The organism is Planomicrobium okeanokoites (assembly GCF_003428875.1).
Classification (GTDB): domain Bacteria; phylum Bacillota; class Bacilli; order Bacillales_A; family Planococcaceae; genus Planococcus; species Planococcus okeanokoites.
Genome location: NZ_QQRS01000001.1, coordinates 281263 through 302627 on the forward strand (window position 1 = coordinate 281263; position 21365 = coordinate 302627).

Annotated in this window: 21 protein-coding genes; 19 read left to right on the forward strand and 2 right to left on the reverse strand. The window is 46.4% G+C overall.

Annotated elements, in window-relative coordinates:
- Nucleotides 1-60: 60 nt before the first annotated feature.
- The 6 genes from D2910_RS01460 to recO are packed head-to-tail and all read left to right on the forward strand — an operon-like array spanning nt 61 to nt 5158.
- On the forward strand, nt 61-2190 hold the full coding sequence (locus D2910_RS01460; protein ID WP_117312174.1) for an HD family phosphohydrolase: 2130 nt from the start codon (nt 61-63) through the stop codon (nt 2188-2190).
- 15 nt (nt 2191-2205) lie between these two features.
- Nucleotides 2206-2688: an rRNA maturation RNase YbeY gene (ybeY, locus tag D2910_RS01465; protein ID WP_117312175.1), complete on the forward strand. Its 483-nt coding sequence runs from the start codon at nt 2206-2208 to the stop codon at nt 2686-2688.
- Nucleotides 2675-3028, forward strand: a complete 354-nt coding sequence (locus D2910_RS01470; RefSeq protein WP_084246817.1) for a diacylglycerol kinase family protein — start codon at nt 2675-2677, stop codon at nt 3026-3028. The genes ybeY and D2910_RS01470 overlap by 14 nt, the downstream gene beginning before the upstream one ends.
- A 20-nt stretch (nt 3029-3048) precedes the next feature.
- On the forward strand, nt 3049-3459 hold the full coding sequence (locus D2910_RS01475; RefSeq protein WP_084246145.1) for a cytidine deaminase: 411 nt from the start codon (nt 3049-3051) through the stop codon (nt 3457-3459).
- Nucleotides 3443-4360, forward strand: coding sequence for a GTPase Era (gene era, locus D2910_RS01480; RefSeq protein WP_117312176.1), 918 nt, complete (start codon nt 3443-3445; stop codon nt 4358-4360). The genes D2910_RS01475 and era overlap by 17 nt, the downstream gene beginning before the upstream one ends.
- 12 nt (nt 4361-4372) lie before the next feature.
- Nucleotides 4373-5158, forward strand: coding sequence for a DNA repair protein RecO (gene recO, locus D2910_RS01485; protein WP_117312177.1), 786 nt, complete (start codon nt 4373-4375; stop codon nt 5156-5158).
- A gap of 258 nt (nt 5159-5416) precedes the next feature.
- On the opposite strand, the gene D2910_RS01490 is transcribed toward recO, so the two are convergent.
- Nucleotides 5417-6793, reverse strand: a complete 1377-nt coding sequence (locus D2910_RS01490; RefSeq protein WP_084246139.1) for a glycine--tRNA ligase — start codon at nt 6791-6793, stop codon at nt 5417-5419.
- Between the two features lie 312 nt (nt 6794-7105).
- Here D2910_RS01490 and ccpN point away from each other — a divergent pair, with 312 nt between their 5' ends.
- The 8 genes from ccpN to D2910_RS01530 all read left to right on the forward strand — a co-directional run bounded on the left by ccpN (nt 7106) and on the right by D2910_RS01530 (nt 15832).
- Nucleotides 7106-7744 carry a transcriptional regulator CcpN gene (ccpN, locus tag D2910_RS01495; RefSeq protein ID WP_084246137.1) on the forward strand — a complete coding sequence of 213 codons (639 nt, stop codon included), beginning with the start codon at nt 7106-7108 and terminating at the stop codon, nt 7742-7744.
- A gap of 12 nt (nt 7745-7756) precedes the next feature.
- Nucleotides 7757-8560: a pyruvate, water dikinase regulatory protein gene (locus D2910_RS01500; protein ID WP_084246135.1), complete on the forward strand. Its 804-nt coding sequence runs from the start codon at nt 7757-7759 to the stop codon at nt 8558-8560.
- Between the two features lie 201 nt (nt 8561-8761).
- On the forward strand, nt 8762-10555 hold the full coding sequence (gene dnaG / locus D2910_RS01505; RefSeq protein ID WP_084246816.1) for a DNA primase: 1794 nt from the start codon (nt 8762-8764) through the stop codon (nt 10553-10555).
- Between the two features lie 31 nt (nt 10556-10586).
- Nucleotides 10587-11741 (forward strand): RNA polymerase sigma factor RpoD, encoded by a 1155-nt coding sequence (gene rpoD / locus D2910_RS01510; protein ID WP_084246133.1) that lies wholly within the window; start codon nt 10587-10589, stop codon nt 11739-11741.
- A gap of 551 nt (nt 11742-12292) precedes the next feature.
- Nucleotides 12293-13432: an acyl-CoA dehydrogenase gene (locus D2910_RS01515; protein WP_117312178.1), complete on the forward strand. Its 1140-nt coding sequence runs from the start codon at nt 12293-12295 to the stop codon at nt 13430-13432.
- A gap of 127 nt (nt 13433-13559) precedes the next feature.
- Nucleotides 13560-13961 carry a cytochrome c550 gene (cccA, locus tag D2910_RS01520; protein ID WP_084246127.1) on the forward strand — a complete coding sequence of 134 codons (402 nt, stop codon included), beginning with the start codon at nt 13560-13562 and terminating at the stop codon, nt 13959-13961.
- 61 nt (nt 13962-14022) lie between these two features.
- On the forward strand, nt 14023-14736 hold the full coding sequence (locus D2910_RS01525; RefSeq protein ID WP_084246125.1) for a tRNA (adenine(22)-N(1))-methyltransferase: 714 nt from the start codon (nt 14023-14025) through the stop codon (nt 14734-14736).
- Nucleotides 14723-15832, forward strand: a complete 1110-nt coding sequence (locus D2910_RS01530; protein WP_117312576.1) for a Nif3-like dinuclear metal center hexameric protein — start codon at nt 14723-14725, stop codon at nt 15830-15832. Before D2910_RS01525 ends, D2910_RS01530 begins: the two co-directional genes overlap by 14 nt.
- A gap of 66 nt (nt 15833-15898) precedes the next feature.
- Here the strand turns inward: D2910_RS01530 and D2910_RS01535 are convergent, their stop codons facing one another.
- On the reverse strand, nt 15899-16879 hold the full coding sequence (locus D2910_RS01535) for a 4-hydroxy-3-methylbut-2-enyl diphosphate reductase (protein WP_084246123.1): 981 nt from the start codon (nt 16877-16879) through the stop codon (nt 15899-15901).
- 130 nt (nt 16880-17009) lie between these two features.
- Between D2910_RS01535 and D2910_RS01540 the strand changes: the two genes are divergently transcribed.
- From D2910_RS01540 to D2910_RS01560, 5 genes are all read left to right on the forward strand, one after another.
- Nucleotides 17010-18305, forward strand: a complete 1296-nt coding sequence (locus D2910_RS01540) for a DEAD/DEAH box helicase (RefSeq protein ID WP_084246121.1) — start codon at nt 17010-17012, stop codon at nt 18303-18305.
- Between the two features lie 12 nt (nt 18306-18317).
- Entirely contained in the window at nt 18318-19211 is an 894-nt protein-coding gene (locus D2910_RS01545; protein WP_117312179.1) for a deoxyribonuclease IV, read from the forward strand.
- A 108-nt stretch (nt 19212-19319) separates the two neighbouring features.
- On the forward strand, nt 19320-20084 hold the full coding sequence (locus tag D2910_RS01550) for a metal ABC transporter ATP-binding protein (RefSeq protein ID WP_084246116.1): 765 nt from the start codon (nt 19320-19322) through the stop codon (nt 20082-20084).
- A 2-nt stretch (nt 20085-20086) separates the two neighbouring features.
- Entirely contained in the window at nt 20087-20941 is an 855-nt protein-coding gene (locus tag D2910_RS01555; RefSeq protein ID WP_117312180.1) for a metal ABC transporter permease, read from the forward strand.
- Nucleotides 20938-21348, forward strand: a complete 411-nt coding sequence (locus tag D2910_RS01560) for a Fur family transcriptional regulator (RefSeq protein WP_084246114.1) — start codon at nt 20938-20940, stop codon at nt 21346-21348. Before D2910_RS01555 ends, D2910_RS01560 begins: the two co-directional genes overlap by 4 nt.
- The last annotated feature ends 17 nt before the right edge of the window (nt 21349-21365 follow it).

Genomic DNA, 21365 nt, shown 5'->3' on the forward strand with positions numbered 1-21365 from the left:
ATATCGTGAAATCATTGATTGATATTGATATGATGGAAGTACTAAGAGTGAGGTGGTTAGATGGTCACAAGGTTACGGGCAATTTACGATAAAGCTGGTTTTAGGGCATTCTCTTTTTCGATGATCTTTTTAATAGGAATCATTCTTTTCAGTTTTCTGTACAGCACCATTAAAGGTGATACATATAATATCGAATTGTTCCAATTGTCGGATGAAACCATACGATCTTCCAAAACAGTAGAAGATCCCTTCAAAACTGAACTTGAAAGGCAGCGCGCTGCTGCAGAACTTACACCAAGTTACAAGTTCAATGATGAACTTGCGACTAATCAATCCGCAGTGATCGCTTCTTTATTCGCTTATGTGCAGGATGCGAAGAACATGGAAACCGAAGGGGAAGATGGCCAGGAAGCAGCTGAACTGCAGGACATGGTAATTGAGTTGCGTGAGACGACCCGTTTGATGGAGACGAGTGAAAATGGCTTGAGGCTGACAGACGATATGCTCCGCTCCTTGCTGACCTTATCAGATGTACGTCTCTTTGAAGTGCAGCAGGAAATAGAGGGTCTCATCGAGAACATTCTCGCTTCTCCGGTCCGGGAGGATGACCTTACCGCCAAGCGTAACGAAGTTGAACAGATGCTGCGGAACAATGAAGAAATTCCCGCTTCTGTCCTTCAGGCAGCGGTAAATATCGGCAGATTCGGGGTCATGGCCAATGAAACCGTGGATGAGAGTCTGACAGAAGCGCAGCTGAAGCAGGCGCGTGAAAGTGTGGAACCCACTAAAATCCTGCAGGGGCAAGTGCTGGTGCAGGAAGGGCAAGTAGTTGACCGGGAAGTTTACCGTCAATTGGAACTTGCCGGAATGACCGACAACCAGACCGATCTGAAGCCTGCATTGGGCCTCCTGTTGTTTGTATTGATCGTAATGGGGCTATTATTAATAGTGGTGCAGCGTTCCAAAGAAGTGGAACAGAAAAAAATGACGGCGTTATTGGTGTTGGCTGCGACTGTTGCCATAAGCCTTACGCTGATGAAATTGCTTAATGCGGTAAGCGGTAATTTTGATGTGGAAATATCATTTCTTTTTCCTACAGCTTTAGCGGGAATGATTGTCCGTATGCTGATCAATGAAAGAACCGCCATTTTGGTGGCATTCATCACTGCGTCCAGTGCCGGCTTGATTCTTCAAAATTCCTATTCACCGATCCTTCAGATGGAAGTTGTTTTATATATCCTTTTTGGCGGTCTAGCAGGCATCTATCTGATAGAACGCGATGATCGGCGTGCAAGGCTTCTGCAGACAAGCCTGTTTGTCGCGATAGTGAACTCGCTTTTCATCGGCTTCTACCTGCTTATTTCCCAAAGCCAGTATGATATGGCTGAAGTCGGGTTTTATTTTGCGGCGGCAATCATTTCAGGATTGCTGTCAGGGGCTTTGACCATCGGCTTACTGCCGTTTTTCGAATGGGCATTCGGATTGATTTCGCCGATGAGGCTGATAGAATTATCCAATCCGAACCATCCGCTTCTTAAAAAAATCCTGACAGAAACTCCTGGAACTTATCACCACAGTGTCATGGTGGCCAATTTGGCGGACGCATCCTGTGAAGCGATAGGCGCAAATGGCCTTCTGGCACGAGTCGGATGTTATTACCATGACATCGGCAAAACGAAGCGTCCCCAATATTTTATTGAAAATCAAGTGAATATTGCCAATCCGCACGATGCACTTCCGCCGGAAACCAGCCGTGATATAATTCTGGCACACGGCGCCCAAGGAGCTGAAATGCTGCGCAAATACAAGATGCCGAAAGAGATTGTCGACATAGCTGACCAGCATCACGGAACGAGTTTACTGAAGTTCTTCTATTATAAAGAAAAAGAAAAGAATCCGGATGTGAAGGAAGACGATTACCGATATAATGGACCGAAGCCCCAAACGCGTGAAAATGCGGTCATTATGGCGGCGGACAGTATTGAAGCCGCAGTACGTTCGATGAAGGAACCGACATCAGAAAAGATAAAAAAATTGGTGGATTCCATAATTGAAGATAAACTGAAAGACGGGCAATTCGATGAATGTGATTTGACGATGAAGGAATTGAAGACGATCAAGAACGTCATGTGTGAAACGCTGAATGGCATTTTCCATACCAGAATCGAGTACCCGAAAGATAAAGAGTAAAAGGAGGTCTTCGGCATGTTAACCATTGACTTTATGGACGAAACCGAAACGTTGAAAGAAAGTGATATCCAATTTGTTGAGAAGATCCTGCAGCATGCTGCAACTGAAGAGGGAATTGGGGAAGCGGAGGTATCGGTCAGCTTCGTGACAAATGAAATGATCCAGGATATCAACCGCGAATACAGGGATAAGGACCAGCCGACGGATGTCATTTCGTTTGCGATGGAAGAGCCTGGCGAAGGGGAAGTGGCCATCCATGGGGCTGATGAACCAAGAGTACTGGGTGATATCATCATTTCATTGGACCGGACAAAGGAACAGGCAGACGATTATGGACATTCTTTTGAACGTGAACTCGGTTTTTTGGCGGTCCACGGCTTTCTTCATCTTCTTGGATACGACCATATGAATGAGGACGATGAGAAAAAGATGTTCGCCAAACAGGACGTGATTTTGAATTCGCTCGGCATCACGCGTGATGGCTATGAAGGCAATTAGGTTTTTCCGATCTTTTGTATTTGCTTACGCTGGTATCAGTGCTGCCCTTAAAAGCGAGCAGAATATCCGGTTCCATTTCACAGCTGCAATCATCGTTGTGATTGCAGGCTTGCTGACCGGATTATCCTCGGTCGAATGGATGCTGATCGTCCTCGTGATCGGCGGAATGCTCGCTTTTGAAATGTTCAATTCTTCAATGGAAAGGATCGTAGATCTCGCCAGTCCCGATTTGCATCCTCTTGCCAAGCAGGCAAAGGACATGGCGGCAGGCGCTGTTTTGGTATTTGCCATCGCAAGTGCTATAATTGGATTATTAATATTTTTACCAAAATGGTTTTAATTTTTATAGAGGTGATTGAGATGGAAAAAGAACAATTGTTGGAACAAGCAATAGCGGCACGTGAAAATGCTTATGTGCCTTACTCAAAATTTCCGGTTGGAGCTGCGCTGCTGACATCAGACGGCAAAGTCTACCTGGGATGCAATATCGAAAACGCCGGTTACTCCATGACGAACTGTGCTGAGCGAACAGCGATGTTCAAAGCTGTTTCGGAAGGCGACCGTACATTTAAGGCATTGGCTGTATCGGCTGATACGGAAGGGCCTGTTTCCCCTTGTGGCGCTTGCCGCCAGGTGCTGGCTGAATTCTGTGCACCTGATATGCCTGTCTATTTGACGAATCTGAAAGGCGATGTTCAGGATACGACTATCAGCGAACTGTTGCCTGGAGCTTTTACACCGGAGGACCTTAAATATGCAGCAGGAAAATAATGGCTTCAAATCAGGCTTCATTTCCATCATCGGCCGTCCGAATGTCGGAAAATCGACGTTCCTGAACCGTGTAGTCGGCCAAAAAATCGCCATTATGAGCGATAAGCCGCAGACTACACGCAATAAAGTCCAAGGTGTCGTTACAACCAATGACAGCCAAATGGTTTTCATCGATACACCGGGCATCAACGAACCTCGCCATAAACTTGGCGATTTCATGTTGAAAGTCGCAAAAAATACATTCCGCGAAGTGGATGTGCTGCTGTTTGTCGCAAGTGCGGCTGACCGCATCGGCAAGCAGGACCGCTATGTCCTTGAAATGCTGAAAGGCATTGAAGTGCCGGTCTTCCTGGTATTGAATAAAATCGACCAGGTACATCCGGACGATCTTCCGAGGATTATTGAATCCTACCGCAATGAATTCGATTTCGCTGAAGCGATTCCGATTTCTGCATTGCAGGGCAATAACGTGGAAAATCTTCTTGTCAAGATTTCAGAACGTCTGCCGGAAGGCCCGCAGTACTATCCAGCTGACCAGGTGACCGATCATCCGGAACGATTCATCATTTCCGAATTGATCCGCGAGAAGGCGCTTCATTTGACGCGGGAAGAAATTCCCCACTCAATTGCTGTAGTCATCGAAAAAATTGCACCGGATGAGGAAAATCCTGATATGGTCCGTGTCCAGGCAACGATCATGGTGGAACGTGATTCCCAAAAAGGGATTGTCATCGGTAAAAAAGGTGCGTTATTGAAAGAGATCGGTTCCCGTGCGCGCCAGGATATCCAGAACCTGCTCGGTTCGAAAGTATATCTGGAGCTATGGGTGAAAGTGCAGAAAGACTGGCGCAATAAGGCCCTTCATTTGCGTGATTTTGGATTCAGAGACGATGAATACTAAGGGGTAGTCTCCATGCAGAGTCAATTAGAGGGCATCGTCATCCGTACGATGCCGTATGGTGAAAACAATAAAATCGTCACCTTGTTCACCCGCGAAGCAGGGAAAATCACCTGTATGGCGAGAGGTGCCAAAAAGCCCGCAAGCCGGCTGGCTGCAATAACCCAGCCTTTTACACATGGCACTTATTCAATTTATAAAGGCAAAGGAATGGGGACGCTTCAGGCAGGCGACCAATTGGAGTCGCTTCGCCATATCCGTGAAGATATCATGTCCACCGCCTATGCCAGTTACATTACAGAGCTTGTCGACCGTCTGACGGAGCAGGACGAACCGCAGCCGGGCATTTATGAAATGCTCTTTCAGGCATTGCACGCCATCGAAGAAGGCTACGATCCTGAAGCGATCACCTTGTTCGTCGAGTGGAAAATGCTGCAGACGGCCGGTCTGGCACCGACTCTCCATGAATGTGCCAATTGCGGTGCGACAGAAGGGGAATTCGCTTTTTCTTTCCAGGAACTCGGATTCCTCTGCCATCGCTGCTTCCATATCGATCCCTATATCATCCGTCTGAGCCCTGCACTTGTTAAAGTGATCCGTACGCTTTACTTTGTACCGATTGAACGTGTAGGATCTTTGACGCTGAAAAAAGAATCGAAATCTTTACTGAAGCAGATAGTCCGCACAATTTACGAAGAACAGGCCGGCATCCGGCTGAAATCCAGGAAATTTCTGGAGCAGCTCGAACGCACGCCTGAATTTTTGCCGAAAAAAGCAGAAGATGACCCTAAAGACAGCTGAATCCAGCTGGTCAGGGTCATCTTTTTTTCCATATTTTTCATTTGCTGTCCGGAACAGATCAAATACTGTCCGGAAATCCAATTTACTGTCCGCATTCGGAAAATACTGTCCGCGAGCGCTTCAAACAAAATATTAAAGCGCTGCTCCCATAATTTAGGGGCAGCGCTTTCGATTTTCTTTATTAGTATCCAGACTCCAACGGCCAACTCCTCGAGTCGTAAGCCACTTTGGCTGAGCGGACGTTTCCGCTTTTCTTTATTAAAACTGAATATGCTTTTCGATATAAGCCTGTACTTCAGCGATTGGCATGCGCACCTGTTCCATGGAATCGCGGTGGCGGACAGTCACTTGGCCGTCTTCGACTGAATCGAAATCATAAGTGACACAGAATGGTGTACCGATTTCATCCTGGCGACGGTAGCGTTTACCGATCGACTGGGACTCATCGTAATCGACCATGAAGTGTTTCGCCAGATCAGCGAATACTTCTGTCGCGCCTTCTGCCAATTTCTTGGACAACGGAAGGACAGCGGCTTTATAAGGAGCCAATGCTGGGTGGAACTTCAATACGGTGCGCTTGTCATCATTGTCAAGTTCTTCTTCGTGATAGGCATCAACAAGGAAGGCGAGTGTGACACGGTCAGCACCCAGTGATGGTTCGATGCAATAAGGCACAAAGCGTTCGTTGGTGATCGGATCGATGTAATTGAAGTCTTCACCCGAATGTTCCATATGGCGCTTCAAGTCAAAATCGGTGCGGTCAGCGATGCCCCATAGTTCACCCCAGCCGAATGGGAATTTATATTCGATGTCGACTGTCGCGTTCGAGTAATGGGAAAGTTCATCCGCATCGTGTTCGCGCAGACGCATATTATCTTCCGACATGTTGAGGTTCAACAGCCAGTTTTTGCTGAAATCGCGCCAGTAGGCATACCATTCCAGGTCTTCACCGGGTTTGCAGAAGAATTCAAGTTCCATCTGTTCGAATTCACGCGTACGGAAAGTGAAGTTCCCCGGCGTGATTTCGTTGCGGAAACTCTTGCCGATCTGTGCGATACCGAAAGGCATTCTTTTGCGCATCGAGCGCTGGACATTCTTGTAGTTGACGAAAATCCCTTGTGCCGTTTCCGGACGCAGGAAGATTTCGTTGGTCGACGCTTCTGTCACACCTTGGAAAGTTTTGAACATCAGATTGAACTGGCGGATTTCTGTGAAGTCATGCTTGCCGCAGACCGGACAGTCGATTGAATGCTCTTCGATCAATTCAGCCATTTTTTCGAACGACAGGCCATCGACGATCATTTCGATCCCTTTTGCATCCAATGCCTCTTCGATCAATTTGTCAGCGCGCAGGCGTGACTTGCAGCTCTTGCAGTCGATCATCGGATCATTGAAGTTGCCGACGTGGCCTGAAGCGATCCACGTTTTCGGGTTCATCAGAATTGCGGCATCAAGTCCGACATTATAAGGGGATTCCTGTACGAATTTTTTCCACCATGCTTTTTTGATATTGTTCTTAAGTTCGACGCCGAGTGGGCCGTAATCCCACGTATTTGCGAGCCCTCCGTAAATTTCAGAGCCCGGGAATACAAAGCCTCTGTGTTTTGCTAACGATACTACATCTTCCATTGACATAAAAATTACCTCCATAAAATAAAAAATCGCACACGTCCCGGACATAAAGTCCGAGGACGAGTACGTTATGACCCGCGGTTCCACCCCGATTGGCTGCTGATACAGCCCTCTTAAAAAAATATGGCTCCAGATTGCCTTTTCCTGCCGATGCAGGCTTTCACTGTCCCCGCTCGCTCGTTTGGCAGTACTTATAGATCTTTCATTGCCTGCTATAGAATCTGTAAGTATTGTATCACGCTAAACTTTTCTTCGCAATATCGCTCTAATTAGTATATAATAATCATCATTGAGTATAACACATATTTTGAGGCGGTGAGTCCGATCGAACTCAATAAAAGACAAGAAGAGATACTGCGCATCGTCAAAGGGAATGGTCCTATAACAGGCGAGCAAATAGCTGAACGCCTTCACCTGACGCGGGCGACTTTGCGGCCTGACCTTGCTATCCTGACAATGGCTGGATTCCTGGACGCACGTCCGCGGGTCGGCTATTTCTATTCCGGCAAAAAGCCGGGCCATGATGTGACCGATACGATGAATAATATGAAAGTCAAAGACTTCCAGTCGATTCCGGTAGTCGTCCGGGAAAATGTCAGTGTCTACGACGCGATAAGCCAGATGTTCCTGGACGATGTCGGCACTTTGTTCGTAGTGGATAAAAATTCATTGCTGACGGGTGTCCTATCCCGCAAAGATTTACTTCGCACAAGCATCGGCAGCCAGGATCTGACGGCTATTCCCGTACATATCATCATGACCAGGATGCCGAACATCACGTATTGCTTTAAAGCCGATTCCCTGATACAGGTAGCTAATCGGCTGATCAATCAGCAGATTGATGCCCTGCCGGTCGTCGAAGAATTGTCGAACGGATTGAAAGTTGTGGGACGCATAACGAAAACCAATATTACCCGGGCATTTTTGTCCCTATCCGAAAGCCATGAATTATGAGGTGAACAATAGATGAATCTACTGCGTGTATTCGTGATTTCCGATTCAGTGGGAGAAACAGGGGAGCTGGTGGCTAAAGCAGCAGTCAGCCAGTATCTGAATCCTGATCAGAATGTCTCCTTGAAACGGTTTCCATATATTGATTCAATTGACCAAGTGAGAGACATCATCCATATGGCCGCTGATCAGCATGCATTTGTCGTTTATACACTCGTATCTAACAAGTTGCGTGAATTTATTGTAACAGAAACCGCACGGCTCAAAGTGACCGCTGTGGATCTGATGGGGCCATTGCTGGATGCCTTGAGAGTGGAATTGAAAGCCGAACCGCTTGAAGAGGCTGGACTGGTAAGAAAATTGGATGATGATTATTTCAAGAAAGTCGAAGCGATCGAGTTTGCAGTAAAATACGATGACGGCCGTGACCCAAGAGGTATTTTGATGGCCGACATAGTGCTGGTGGGCATTTCGAGGACTTCGAAGACCCCGCTTTCACAGTATTTGGCGCATAAGCGTTTGAAGGTGGCGAACGTTCCGCTGGTTCCTGAAGTGGATCCTCCGGAAGAATTGTTCAGGGTCGCCCCAGAGAAATGCTTTGGACTGGTCATTTCTCCTGAAAAACTCAATCACATCCGGAAAGAAAGACTTATTGCACTGGGTTTGAACGATGATGCCAATTACGCGAAAATCCAGCGCATCCATGAAGAAATCATCCATTTCAATAAAATTGTCGAGAAGATCAATTGTGAAGTGATCGATGTGACAAATCGGGCTGTTGAAGAAACCGCAAACCTGATCATGAGCAAATTGAAATAAACCAAGTGGAAAAGCCGCCTGAAAAGGAGGTTTTTCTGCTTTATTTGTGGATTTTTCCGCAAAAGAGTTTTATAATGAAGAATTGTGGCTAAAGCATTAAGATAGACTAAATTGATCCCTTCAGATTTTTATAGAAACATGAAGGAATTTGCCGCTGTATCTCGAATTAAGTATGTTAAGCAAAAAAAGATGGTGATGAATGTGTCCAGTCGGGTACCAGAAGAAGTGATTGAACAAATCCGCTCTTCTGCGGATATTGTGGATGTAGTCGGTGAGTATGTCCAATTGACCAAAAGGGGCAGGAACTGGTTTGGGTTATGCCCATTCCATGGTGAGAGCACCCCGTCGTTTTCCGTTACATCCGATAAACAGATATTCCACTGTTTCGGCTGCGGCGCAGGCGGCAATGTTATAACATTCCTGATGGATATCGAAAACCTGTCTTTTCAGGAAGCTTTATCGAGACTGGGTCAGCGGACAGGGCATGAGATAGAAATCAGCGCATCCTCCACGTCAGCGGACGCTCCGTCAAAAGCCGATAACCGGCTGGTGGATATGCATGAGTTTGCAGCTGATATGTATCATCATATTCTGTTGAATACAGAAGAAGGGCAGGCGGCGCTTGATTATCTCGAAAACCGGGGATTCACCCGCGAGATGATCGAGAAATACCGGATCGGCTGGTCATTGCCGGAATGGAATTATATATCGTCTGCTTTGCAGAAAAAAGGGTATACAGAAGAAGAGTTGACTTCGAGCGGACTGGCGATTGCGCGTGAACAGTCGGATGGCTTTTTCGATCGCTTCCGCGGCCGCATCATGTTCCCGATCATGAATGAAACCGGTAAGACCATAGCGTTTTCCGGCAGAATCATGGAAAACACGAAACAGGAAGCCAAATATATGAACAGCCCGGAATCGCCTGTATTCCAAAAAAGCCAGGTCCTCTACAATTTTCACTTGGCAAGAGGGTCGATCCGAAAGAACAGGAAAATAGTTCTTTTCGAAGGATTCATGGACGTCATAGCGGCCGGAAAAGCGGGAGTCGATAATGCACTTGCGACGATGGGTACGTCCCTGACCGCCCAGCACATCCGGATCATGAAACGTTTCGCACAGGAAGTCGTCATATGTTTTGATGGCGATGACGCCGGATGGGAAGCTGCGAAACGTGCTGCTATTGCGTTGAATGAGGAAAAGTTCAAAGTGGAAGTTGCTGTATTGCCAGGAAAAATGGATCCGGATGATTATGTCCGTGAAAACGGCAGCGAAGCTTTTAAGGAACAGATCATCGGCAAACCGCATGCTTTCATAGCTTTTGCCATGATGCATGCCAGACGCCATAAAAATTTCCAATATGAAAATGATCTGCTCCAATATATCCAGGAAGTCCTGCAATTATTGGCGGGACGGTCAACACCACTGGAACGGGATCTTTATATCAAACAATTATCCACAGAAACAGGCTTGTCTCAGGAAGCAATTCTGCAGCACTACCGCAAACTGGAGAACAAGTCCGTTGAAAGGAACCGTCCTGAAGCACCTGCGCAGCCCGTGAGGCGTGAACCTAAAAAGGTCACTTCACTGCACCGGGCAGAACGGCTCTTGATGGCTCATGCGCTGGCAGACGCTTCTGTCATGGACAAACTCGCCCAGCAGGATGGAATTCCGTTCATCAGTGAGGAATTCCAGGCAATATACGTGCAATTGCTTGGATTTTATGAAGAATGGAATAAAGCGGATTTCCATAAATTTCTCGAAACGCTCCAGGATCCTGAACTTCGGAAACTGGTGATGGAGACCGCCCTTTCGGAACGGGACCCTGACCATCCTGAAGAAGAGATTTCCGATTGTCTGAAACATCTGGGCAAACATCGTATAGAGCAGGAAATTTCATTGAAGATACAGCAATCAAAAGAAGCGGAAAAACAGCATGATCTGAAGCGTGCTTTGCTTCTTGCCCAAGAAGTGATTGCTTTGCGAAAGTCGCTATAGTTTAATTCCGGTATTTAAAGGAGGAAGTCGAATGGCTGAAAAGTCTGATCGCCAAAATGAAGTTGAAGCAAGTAACGTACCATTGACTACTGAAGGTCCGGAAGTGAGTGTCGAGGAAGCTAAGAAACAATTGATAGAGACCGGTAAAAAGAGCGGTGAACTCAATTACGAGCAGATCGCTGATAAATTAGCAGTATTCGAGATGGAATCCGACCAGGTGGAGGAATTCATCGATCAATTGGAAGGCCACGGCATTGAGCTTGAAAGAAAATCCGATGATGAAGAACATTTGGATCGCCTGATGAAACCTACCGAGGAAAAATTCGACCTGAATGATCTGAGTGTGCCTCCAGGCGTTAAGATCAACGACCCCGTCCGTATGTACCTGAAAGAAATCGGGCGTGTCGATCTCTTAAAAGCTGAAGAAGAAGTGCGTCTTGCAAAACTGATCGAGCAAGGTGATGAAGAAGCCAAGAAACGACTTGCTGAAGCGAACCTTCGTCTTGTCGTCAGTATTGCCAAGCGTTACGTCGGCCGCGGCATGCTGTTCCTGGACCTGATCCAGGAAGGGAATATGGGTCTGATCAAAGCAGTCGAAAAATTCGACTACTCTAAAGGATTCAAATTCAGTACCTATGCTACATGGTGGATTCGACAGGCCATTACACGTGCGATTGCCGACCAGGCACGCACCATCCGGATTCCCGTCCATATGGTTGAAACCATCAATAAACTGATCCGTGTACAACGCCAATTGCTGCAGGATCTCGGCCGTGAGCCATCACCGGAGGAAATCGGTGAAGAAATGGATCTTCAACCGGAAAAAGTGCGTGAAATCCTGAAGATCGCTCAAGAACCCGTATCACTCGAAACACCTATTGGTGAAGAAGATGATTCACATCTTGGGGACTTCATCGAAGACTCAGATGCCCAGTCGCCATCTGATCATGCTGCCTATGAACTTTTGAAAGAACAGCTCGAAGATGTACTGGATACACTGACTGACCGTGAAGAAAATGTCCTGCGCCTGCGCTTCGGTCTTGATGACGGACGCACACGCACCCTTGAAGAAGTAGGAAAAGTATTTGGCGTAACGCGTGAGCGTATCCGTCAAATCGAAGCGAAAGCACTTCGCAAGCTTCGCCATCCTTCAAGAAGCAAACGCTTGAAAGACTTTTTAGAATAAGCACAGCCGTTTCTCATGCATTTATGGGAAACGGTTTTTTTGTTTGATATATTTGTTGAAGGGATCTCCATCTATATAAGTTGAACAAATAATTTTTAATAGCCGATATTCCACAAAACAGCTGCACTTTCCTGACTGCTTGCGCTGAGCTAACTCGTGCTCCTTGCACTTCGCCCGAGTGGATCTCAATACTACGCTCGGTAGCCTGGGAGTCTCCGCTGTTTTAATCCATATCTATAAAGATTTCTCTCAGCAAAGGCGCGTCGCCGGACTGGGCGGAGCAATAAGACGAGGGCTCTTTTCGGCTTATTGCGGGAGTCAAGGTGTGCCATACGAAGATGGCACCTCCTTTGCGACGAGCAGTGCGCAGGAGCATAATCTTTGCCCTTGTCCAAAGCGCCGTAGCGGCATAATTATACTGATTCTTTAATCTGAACTATATATATATCATCCAAAAAAATATCATTATCACCTTATCTATTGAGTTTGACGGAATTTTAGCTATATAATGAATAATGTAAGCGTATTCAGATTAAAGGGGATGTAAAATAATGAATTTCGATTTGACGCAAGAACAACAGATGATCAAGAAAACGATGAAGGAATTTGCTGACAAAGTGGTTGCTCCGGGAGCAATCGACCGCGACAGAAGCAAGGAATTTCCGACAGAAATTTTCAAACAGCTTTCCGACATGGGGATGATGGGATTGCCGTTTGATGAAAAATACGGCGGCGCTGGAGCTGACACTACAAGTTTTGCAATTGTCACGGAAGAATTGAGCCGCGCTTGTGCTTCTACTGGGATCACTTATTCCGCTCATATTTCACTTGGCGGAGCACCACTTAATCTGTTCGGCACAGATGAACAGAAAGAGAAATACCTGACTCCTATTTGTTCGGGAGAATCATTCGGCGCGTTCGGCTTAACAGAACCAAATGCCGGATCTGATGCTGGCGGAACTGAAACCCGTGCGATTGAAGACGGTGATGACTGGGTGATCAATGGGTCGAAAGTATATATTACGAATGCCAGCCATGCGAAGCACTTGGCGATCACAGCGATAACTGGAATGAATGACGGCAAGAAGGAAATCAGTGCTATCATTGTTCCGACAGATGCTGAAGGCTTTACTATCATCGATAACTACGAAAAAATGGGTCTTAATTCTTCAAACACAACCGAGCTGGTACTGGAGAATGTCCGAGTGCCAAAAGAAAACCTTCTGGGCAAACGCGGAGACGGTTTCAAGCAATTCCTTGTTACGCTTGACGGCGGACGTATTGGAATTGCAGCCATGGCTGTGGGCATCGCTCAGGCAGCGTTCAATAAGGCTTTAGCCTATTCAAAAGAGCGCAAGCAATTCGGCAAGACGCTTTCGGAATTCCAAATCACTCAATTTAAATTGGCTGATATGGCGATGAAGATTGAACTGGCACGCAATATGGTCTATAAAGCTGCATGGCTGAAAGACCAAGGCCGTCCATTTACGAAAGAAGCTTCCATGGCTAAACTTTACGCTTCAGAAATTTCGATGGAAGTTGCAGATGAAGCGATCCAGATCCACGGCGGCTACGGCTACATGAAAGAATATGAAGTGGAGCGCTATATGCGTGACGCTAAACTTCTTGAAATCGGTGAAGGTACTTCGGAAGTTCAGCGTATGGTAATTGCTAGACAAATCGGCTGTTAAATTACCGAATTTGTCACAAACAGTTAAAACTTCTCCGTTATGTCTTTCGGTTTCGGGCAGAATACAGTACAATAATGAATGATACGAATACTATCATTTGCAGAACTTGAAGAGGGAGGGGTAACGGATGCAAAAAAATGCAATTGTACCTTATATCTTAATCATGGCTTTCGGAATCGGCTTAATTTTCTTCCTGTCATTGGAAGGCGTCGGCAACGAAGCTGAAATTGCTGAAGAACATGCAGCTGAAGAAAATGGTGAAGGTGCAGCTACAGGCGAAGGCACTGGTGAAGGCGAAGAAACTGCAGACGCAGGGGAATTCGACCCGGAAGCTAAAGCGCAGGAAAGCTGTATTTCATGCCACGGCGGCAATTATGAAGGCGGAGTAGGGCCATCATTAGTAGCAACTGAAATGTCTCAGGAAGAAATCGAAGAAATCATTGCAAACGGTAAAGGCGGCATGCCAGGCGGACTGGTAGAAGCTGATAACATCCCAGCAATGGCTGAGTGGATTCTGTCACTCGAATAATAGCAAAAAACCCTTAGTTCTTCAGGAGCTAAGGGTTTTTCTGTCAAATGGAGGATTTTGGATGAATGCGCAACAATTATCGGAAAGATTGAAACGGGTGGCCGCTTATGTTCCTAAAAACGCAGTGCTGGCTGATATCGGCAGTGACCATGCTTACCTTCCGTGCTATCTGGCTTTAAAAGGCGACATCGAAAAAGGAATAGCCGGTGAAGTAGTTAAAGGCCCTTTTGAATCAGCAAGGAACCAAGTACGCCAGGAAGGTCTGAGCGACGTTATCGAAGTCAGGCTGGCGAATGGACTGGCAGCAGTGGAGTCGGTTGATGGTGTAACAGCTGTGACAATAGCCGGCATGGGGGGGCCTTTGATCGCTTCCATATTGGAAGACGGCAAAGAGAAACTGTCAGGAGTCGAGCGTCTGATTCTCCAGCCGAATGTCCATGCCAAATCGATACGTGAATGGGCAGCTTTCAACGGATGGTCAATTATTGATGAAGAGATACTAAAGGAAAATGATAAGATTTACGAAATCCTTGTACTCGAACCTGTCTCATCACATGTGTCCTATAATGAGCAGGAACTTCTGATGGGCCCATTCCTGATGAAAGAAAAATCTGCTGTGTTTATGGAGAAGTGGGACAGGGAAAGTTCCCAATGGAAACGGATCCTGCTGGCGATGGAATCAACTGAACAGACTGTTGAAATACTCGCGAAAAAACAGGAACTGATCCATAAAATTCAATTAACGGAAGAGGTGCTGCATGGTGAAAATACCTAATGGCCAGCAAATCATCGAAGAATTCGAAAAATGGTCTCCGAAATATTTGGCAATGGAAGGGGATCCAATCGGCCTCCACGTCGGTACGTTGAATAAAAAAGTTGAGCGTGTCCTGGTGACACTTGATGTCGATGAAGCGGTAGTGGATGAAGCGATCAGCAAAAAAGCTGAACTGATTATAGCGCACCATCCCCCGATATTCCGTCCATTGAAAAATCTTCAGACAGATTTCCCTCAAGGCAGGCTGATGGAGAAACTTATCAAGCATGACATTGCCGTTTATGCTGCCCACACCAATCTGGACGTCGCTGATGGCGGAGTCAATGATCTCCTGGCGCAGGCGCTGGGACTAGAGAATACTGATATCCTCGTCCAGACTTATGAAGCCGAGCTGGTTAAAATCGCTGTTTTTGTGCCAGAAAGCCATGAAGATCAATTGCGGGATGCGCTGGGCAAGGCTGGCGCAGGGGCAATTGGCGATTACGAGTATTGCAGTTATACGCTGTCTGGCACAGGACGTTTCCGGCCGACTGCAGATGCTGATCCATATATCGGGGAATCAGGTAAAATGGAAGTGACTGAGGAGTCGAAAATTGAAGTGGTGGTACGTAAAGCGGATAAAGACCGTGTTATCCGGGCAATGATCGCCGCACATCCTTATGAAGAAGTTGCTTATGATGTCTTCACCCTTGAAAATAAAGAGCTGCCAATGGGCCTGGGAAGAGTGGGCACCTTATCGGAAGAAATGACTCTCCGCAATTTTGCTGAACTTGTGAAAGAGAAACTCGATGTCCCGTTTGCAAGAATGGTTGGCAATGGGGAGGACAAAGTGAAGAAAGTGGCGGTCCTTGGAGGCGATGGCAATAAATACATTTCGCAGGCCAAGCGTTCCGGAGCTGACGTCTATGTTACCGGTGATATGTATTTCCATACGGCACAGGATGCACAAGCCATCGGGTTGAACATCATCGATCCCGGCCATCATGTTGAGAAGGTGATGATCAGGGGAGTAGCCGAATATATGGCTAAGCACACAAAGTTGCAATGTGAATTTATAGCGTCCGAAGTGGATACGGAACCGTTTAAAATCATATGATAAAAAGCGCCATTTCTGCATATTGCAGAAATGGCGCTTTTGCTATAAGGATACCGCTTTTCTTAATTATTCACCAACCGGATAAGGCTCAATGCGATCGGACGGTTTCGGGTGTTTGATCTTCGGCAGGATTTTATTCAATGGTACTGACCGCGTTAATTCATGGGTTGAAGGATCGGCAGGGTCGAATTTATCCAGGAAGTTCATGACTTCTTTTACGATCGGAGTCGGAGTTGACGCTCCAGCTGTCACACCAACAGTTTCAACACCTTCGAGCCATTCAAGTTTCAGCTCGGACAAATCGGAAATACGGTAAGCAGGTGTACCTGCGATGTCCTGTGATACTTGAGCCAAGCGATTCGAGTTATTGCTCATCGGGTCGCCGATTACGATCAGCAGATCAGCTTCTCCAGCCTGTTCGGCAACAGCTTCCTGACGAACCTGGGTGGCAAGGCAAATTTCCTTATGCACTTCAGAATGCGGGAATTTTTCAGATAGCCTCTCCATCATGGCTACAACATCCCATTGGCTCATTGTTGTTTGGTTGGTGATGATGATTTTGTCTGCTGTCAATTCCAGGTTGTTCACATCATCGACGTTTTCGACCAGGTGGACTAAATCAGGAGCGACGCCGATTGCGCCTTCCGGTTCAGGATGTCCGCTCTTGCCGATGTATACAATATGATAGCCTTCTGCTGTTTTTTCGCGGATCAGGTCATGTGTAACTGTAACATCCGGGCAGGTAGCATCGATCGATACAAGTCCTTTGCGGCGCGCCAGTTCACGAACTTGTGGAGATACACCGTGTGCTGTGAAAATGACGGTTCCGGACTCCACTTTTTCAAGGATCTCCAGACGGTTAGGGCCGTCAAGCGTGATGATGCCATCCTGTTCGAATGCATCGGTTACATGTTTATTATGGACGATCATTCCTAATATATAGATGGGACGCGGCAAAGTTTCGTCCATTGCGGCATTTTTCGCTATGACCATGGCATCCACCACTCCGTAGCAATATCCTCTAGGCGATATTTTCATTACTTTCATCTGGTACCGCTCCTTTCAACAATCAATACTTTCATTATAACGGAGACGGCACAGCTTTACAAAAGTTGCATCGCTTAAAATAGCTCATTTATGCTATAATATACGGAGCGTAAGGAGGGAATTAAATCCCATGACAAAATTCAACGAATACCAATTGAAACCATTCCTGTTAGAGGCAGTGGAAAAACTCGGTTTTACAGAACCGACAGCAATTCAGCAGCAAATTATGCCGCATATATTGAAAGGCAACAGTGCAATCGGCCAATCCCATACAGGGACAGGCAAGACGCACAGTTTCATCATTCCGATCGTCGAACGCATTGATGTGGAGCGGCAGGAAGTGCAGGCAGTCATCGCTGCGCCGACGCGGGAGCTTGGTACACAAATCTACAATGAAATCCTGCGTCTTACAGAAGGCTCAGGCATCGAAGTGAAATCATTTATCGGCGGAACTGATAAACAGCGTTCCATCAATAAACTGAAGACACAGCCGCATATCGTCATCGGTACGCCGGGAAGATTGAAGGATATGGTCAATGAACGCGCGTTATTCGTTCATACTGCAAAAATTCTTGTGGTAGATGAAGCGGATTTGGCGTTTGATATGGGCTTTATCGAAGAAATCGACCAGGTGGCAGGAAAAATGCAGGAAGACCTGGAGATGTATGTCTTTTCCGCCACAATTCCTGAAAAACTGAAGCCGTTCCTGAAAAAATATATGGAATCTCCGATACATGTAAACCTTGGAGACAAGCGTCCTACAGCGGAAGGGCTTGATTTTTACCTTGTCCCTGTCCGCAGCAAAAAGAAAATGGAACGCCTGAAAGAAGTGATGGAAGTCATCAATCCATACCTGGCGATCATTTTCGTGAACACGCGCACCAATGCGGATTATGTGGCAGACCAATTAGCGAAAGACGGCATCAAAGTCGGCCGTGTACACGGTGACCTTGCTCCTCGTGAACGTGTAAAAATGATGAGGCAGATCCGCGATCTAGAGTATCAATACATCGTTGCCACAGATTTAGCGGCACGGGGCATCGATATCCAAGGTGTCAGCCATGTCATCAACTATGAATTGCCTGAAGACCTCGAATTCTTCATTCACCGTGTCGGCCGTACTGCCCGCGCAGGAATGAAAGGCTTGGCAATCACATTATTCAAACCTGAAGAAGATGACGCAATTGTACGCGTTGAAAAAATGGGCATTCCATTCCAGCAGAAAGACATCGTTAAAGGCGAGTTTGTGGACCTGAAAGAGCGCCACAGCAGAAAAACGCGTGTCCGGACAACAAACGAAGCGGATGCAAAAGCTAAAACGATGGTCCACAAACCGAAATCGGTCAAACCGATGTACAAGAAAAAGATGAAGTGGAAAATGGACGAAATCAAAAAAGCGGAACGAAGAAAAAACCGCAAGAAATAAGGAGTCGAATCTATGTTACTCGGATCTCATGTATCGATGAGCGGCAAGAAAATGCTGCTTGCAGCAAGTGAAGAAGCAGCTTCCTACGGAGCGTCAACTTTCATGATCTATACCGGAGCACCACAGAATTCACGGCGCAAACCGATTGAAGAACTGAATATAGAAGCGGGCAAAGCACACATGGAAGTAAACGGCTTATCCAATATTGTCGTGCATGCACCTTATATCATCAATATTGCCAATACCCAAAAGCCGGAAACTTTCGCTCACGGCGTTGAATTTCTGCAAAAAGAAATTGAACGGACTGCGGCTCTTGGTGCAAAACAGATTGTTCTTCACCCGGGAGCACATGTTGGTGCAGGAACGGAAGCAGGGATTGCGAAAATTATCGAAGGCCTGAACGAAGTGCTGAGCCAGGATTATCCAGTGAACATTGCCCTGGAAACAATGGCGGGCAAAGGGACGGAATGCGGACGCAATTTCGAAGAAATCGCAGCAATCATCAATGGTGTCACTAATAATGAACGTCTTTCAGTCTGCTTTGATACGTGCCACACGCATGACGCCGGGTATAATATCAGAGAAGATTTTAACGGCGTCCTTGAACAGTTCGACCGCACTGTCGGAATTAAACGACTGCAAGTGCTTCATATCAATGACAGCAAAAACGTAAGAGGGGCAGCCAAAGACCGCCACGAAAATATCGGCTTTGGAGAAATCGGATTCGAAGCCCTGAACGGCATCGTTCACCACCGTGATTTGAAGGATATTCCTAAAATCCTGGAAACGCCGTATGTCGGTGCTGATGCCAAGAATAAAAAAGCGCCATATGCATTTGAAATCGAAATGTTCAAAGCGGGTGTATTTTCACCAGGCGTAATAGAAGAAATGAAAGCTCCTCTTTAATAGAGGGGTTTTTTCTTTTAAGCTGTTTAGGTTTACATTGTTCTAATTGTGTCTTATACTTTTAAAATGTAAATCGTAATCATTCTTAATTAGAAAAGAGGCGGCATTATGGAAGCGCCATTGATTGAAATCAAAGACATCAGCTTCGAATATGAAGAAACGAAAGCGCTTGAGAACATCTCGATGAAAGTTGAGAAAGGGGATTTTCTAGCAATCCTTGGTCCTAACGGGTCAGGTAAATCCACTTTGCTGAAAATCATGCTCGGGCTGATAAAACCGACAAAAGGATCCATCAAATTGTTCGGGGTAGACTCTAAAAACTTCAAACATCGAGAATGGATCGGTTATGTTTCGCAAAAATCCAATTCATTCAATTCCGGATTTCCGGCTACTGTGGAAGAAGTGGTGGCAGGAGGTCTTGCTAAAAAAGCCGGTCTATTCCGGCGTCTGCCGAAAACGGTTGACGAAGATGTACTGGATGCATTGAAATCGGTTGGGATGGAGGCATTTCTCCACCGCAGCATCAGCGAACTGTCAGGTGGCCAGCAACAGCGTGTATTTATCGCCCGCGCTTTGGTGGCAAAACCTAAAATGCTCATTCTGGATGAGCCGACTGTCGGCATTGACCACCAGAACGTCCAGGCATTTTACGATATGCTGGCTGCACTGAACCGGGAGAAAGAAATTACGCTGGTTATGGTGACGCACGATGTAGATACGGTGACTGACCGGATCTCCCATGTTGCCTGTCTGAATCAGACTATCCATTTCCACGGGTTCAAAGAACAATTCCAAACTTTAAGTGATGAGGAACGGGCTTCCTGGTATGGACATTCTGTCCGCAAGATCCATCATGTGGGAGGCGCACATTGACCATGATTGATGCAATTTTTACTTATGAATTTTTACAGAATGCTTTTGGCGCCGGTTTGATCATCGGGGTCATTGCACCGCTGCTGGGAGTCTTCATCGTCGTGCGCCGGCTGTCATTGATCGCGGATGCCTTAAGCCACGTTACATTGGCTGGAATTGCCGGCAGCCTTTATTTAAGTCAGAGTGTCGTTGTTTTCTCGGCATTGAATCCGCTCTTTCTCGGGATTGCCGCTTCCGTCGGCGGTTCCGTTTTAATTGAACGTCTGCGGACACTCTACAAGCATTATGAGGAATTGGCCATTCCCATCATTCTTTCGGCAGGAATCGGTTTCGGTGCAATTTTCATCTCCTTGGCACAAGGATTTTCAAATGACCTTTTCGGTTACCTGTTCGGATCGGTTTCGGCTGTCAGCAGGGAAGACCTGCTGATTGTCGTCGCCATTGCAATAGTGGTTCTTGCGTTTATCGTGATATTTTTCAAGGAACTGTTCGTTTTGTCGTTTGACGATGAATACGCCAAGGCTTCCGGGTTGCCGGCAAAGTGGATCCATTTCATGTTCATGATTGTCACAGCGCTAGTTATTGCGGGTTCGATGCGTATTGTGGGAATCCTTTTGGTGTCATCGCTCATGACAATTCCAGTGGCTGCGGCCATGCGTGTTTCAAAGAGCTTTAAGCAAACGATTACCCTGTCCATTATCTTCGGGGAGGCATCGGTCATTGCCGGCCTGATATCAGCGTTCTATTTTGATCTTGCGCCAGGCGGCACAATTGTCGTTACATCGATTTTATTATTATTGCTTGTCTTGATCTATAAAAAAATTGCTGTAAGTGTAAAGAGAGGGGCGATCGCATGAATCTTGTAAAAGCGTGGGATATTCTGAAGGAAAATGGTTACAAGGAAACTTCAAAGCGCAACCAGATTTTGGAGTTGTTCGTCAATGACGACCGCTACCTGACTGCCAGAGACCTTCTGGATGTCATGCAAAAGGATTATCCGAGCATGAGCTATGATACGGTCTACCGTAATCTGGCGACTTTCGTCAGTCTTGGCATATTGGAAGAGACGGAACTGTCAGGGGAGCGGCATTTCCGCATGCACTGTGAAAGTGATTCCCATCATCATCATTTCATTTGCATGGACTGCGGCAAAATCAAAGAGATACCGGTTTGTCCGATGGATATGCTCGGTGCGGCATTGCCAGCCTACGAAATCGATAACCATAAATTCGAAATCTATGGGAAATGCCCTGCTTGTAAATAATGATAAATAGAAAAAGC

What these genes read in the sequence shown, in the direction of transcription:
- D2910_RS01460 (WP_117312174.1), top strand. Translation starts at nt 61, where the DNA reads ATGGTCACAAGGTTACGGGCAATTTACGATAAAGCTGGTTTTAGGGCA.
- ybeY (WP_117312175.1), top strand. Translation starts at nt 2,206, where the DNA reads ATGTTAACCATTGACTTTATGGACGAAACCGAAACGTTGAAAGAAAGT.
- D2910_RS01470 (WP_084246817.1), top strand. Translation starts at nt 2,675, where the DNA reads ATGAAGGCAATTAGGTTTTTCCGATCTTTTGTATTTGCTTACGCTGGT.
- D2910_RS01475 (WP_084246145.1), top strand. Translation starts at nt 3,049, where the DNA reads ATGGAAAAAGAACAATTGTTGGAACAAGCAATAGCGGCACGTGAAAAT.
- era (WP_117312176.1), top strand. Translation starts at nt 3,443, where the DNA reads ATGCAGCAGGAAAATAATGGCTTCAAATCAGGCTTCATTTCCATCATC.
- recO (WP_117312177.1), top strand. Translation starts at nt 4,373, where the DNA reads ATGCAGAGTCAATTAGAGGGCATCGTCATCCGTACGATGCCGTATGGT.
- D2910_RS01490 (WP_084246139.1), bottom strand. Translation starts at nt 6,793, where the DNA reads ATGTCAATGGAAGATGTAGTATCGTTAGCAAAACACAGAGGCTTTGTA.
- D2910_RS01500 (WP_084246135.1), top strand. Translation starts at nt 7,757, where the DNA reads ATGAATCTACTGCGTGTATTCGTGATTTCCGATTCAGTGGGAGAAACA.
- rpoD (WP_084246133.1), top strand. Translation starts at nt 10,587, where the DNA reads ATGGCTGAAAAGTCTGATCGCCAAAATGAAGTTGAAGCAAGTAACGTA.
- D2910_RS01515 (WP_117312178.1), top strand. Translation starts at nt 12,293, where the DNA reads ATGAATTTCGATTTGACGCAAGAACAACAGATGATCAAGAAAACGATG.
- cccA (WP_084246127.1), top strand. Translation starts at nt 13,560, where the DNA reads ATGCAAAAAAATGCAATTGTACCTTATATCTTAATCATGGCTTTCGGA.
- D2910_RS01525 (WP_084246125.1), top strand. Translation starts at nt 14,023, where the DNA reads ATGAATGCGCAACAATTATCGGAAAGATTGAAACGGGTGGCCGCTTAT.
- D2910_RS01535 (WP_084246123.1), bottom strand. Translation starts at nt 16,879, where the DNA reads ATGAAAGTAATGAAAATATCGCCTAGAGGATATTGCTACGGAGTGGTG.
- D2910_RS01540 (WP_084246121.1), top strand. Translation starts at nt 17,010, where the DNA reads ATGACAAAATTCAACGAATACCAATTGAAACCATTCCTGTTAGAGGCA.
- D2910_RS01545 (WP_117312179.1), top strand. Translation starts at nt 18,318, where the DNA reads ATGTTACTCGGATCTCATGTATCGATGAGCGGCAAGAAAATGCTGCTT.
- D2910_RS01550 (WP_084246116.1), top strand. Translation starts at nt 19,320, where the DNA reads ATGGAAGCGCCATTGATTGAAATCAAAGACATCAGCTTCGAATATGAA.
- D2910_RS01555 (WP_117312180.1), top strand. Translation starts at nt 20,087, where the DNA reads ATGATTGATGCAATTTTTACTTATGAATTTTTACAGAATGCTTTTGGC.
- D2910_RS01560 (WP_084246114.1), top strand. Translation starts at nt 20,938, where the DNA reads ATGAATCTTGTAAAAGCGTGGGATATTCTGAAGGAAAATGGTTACAAG.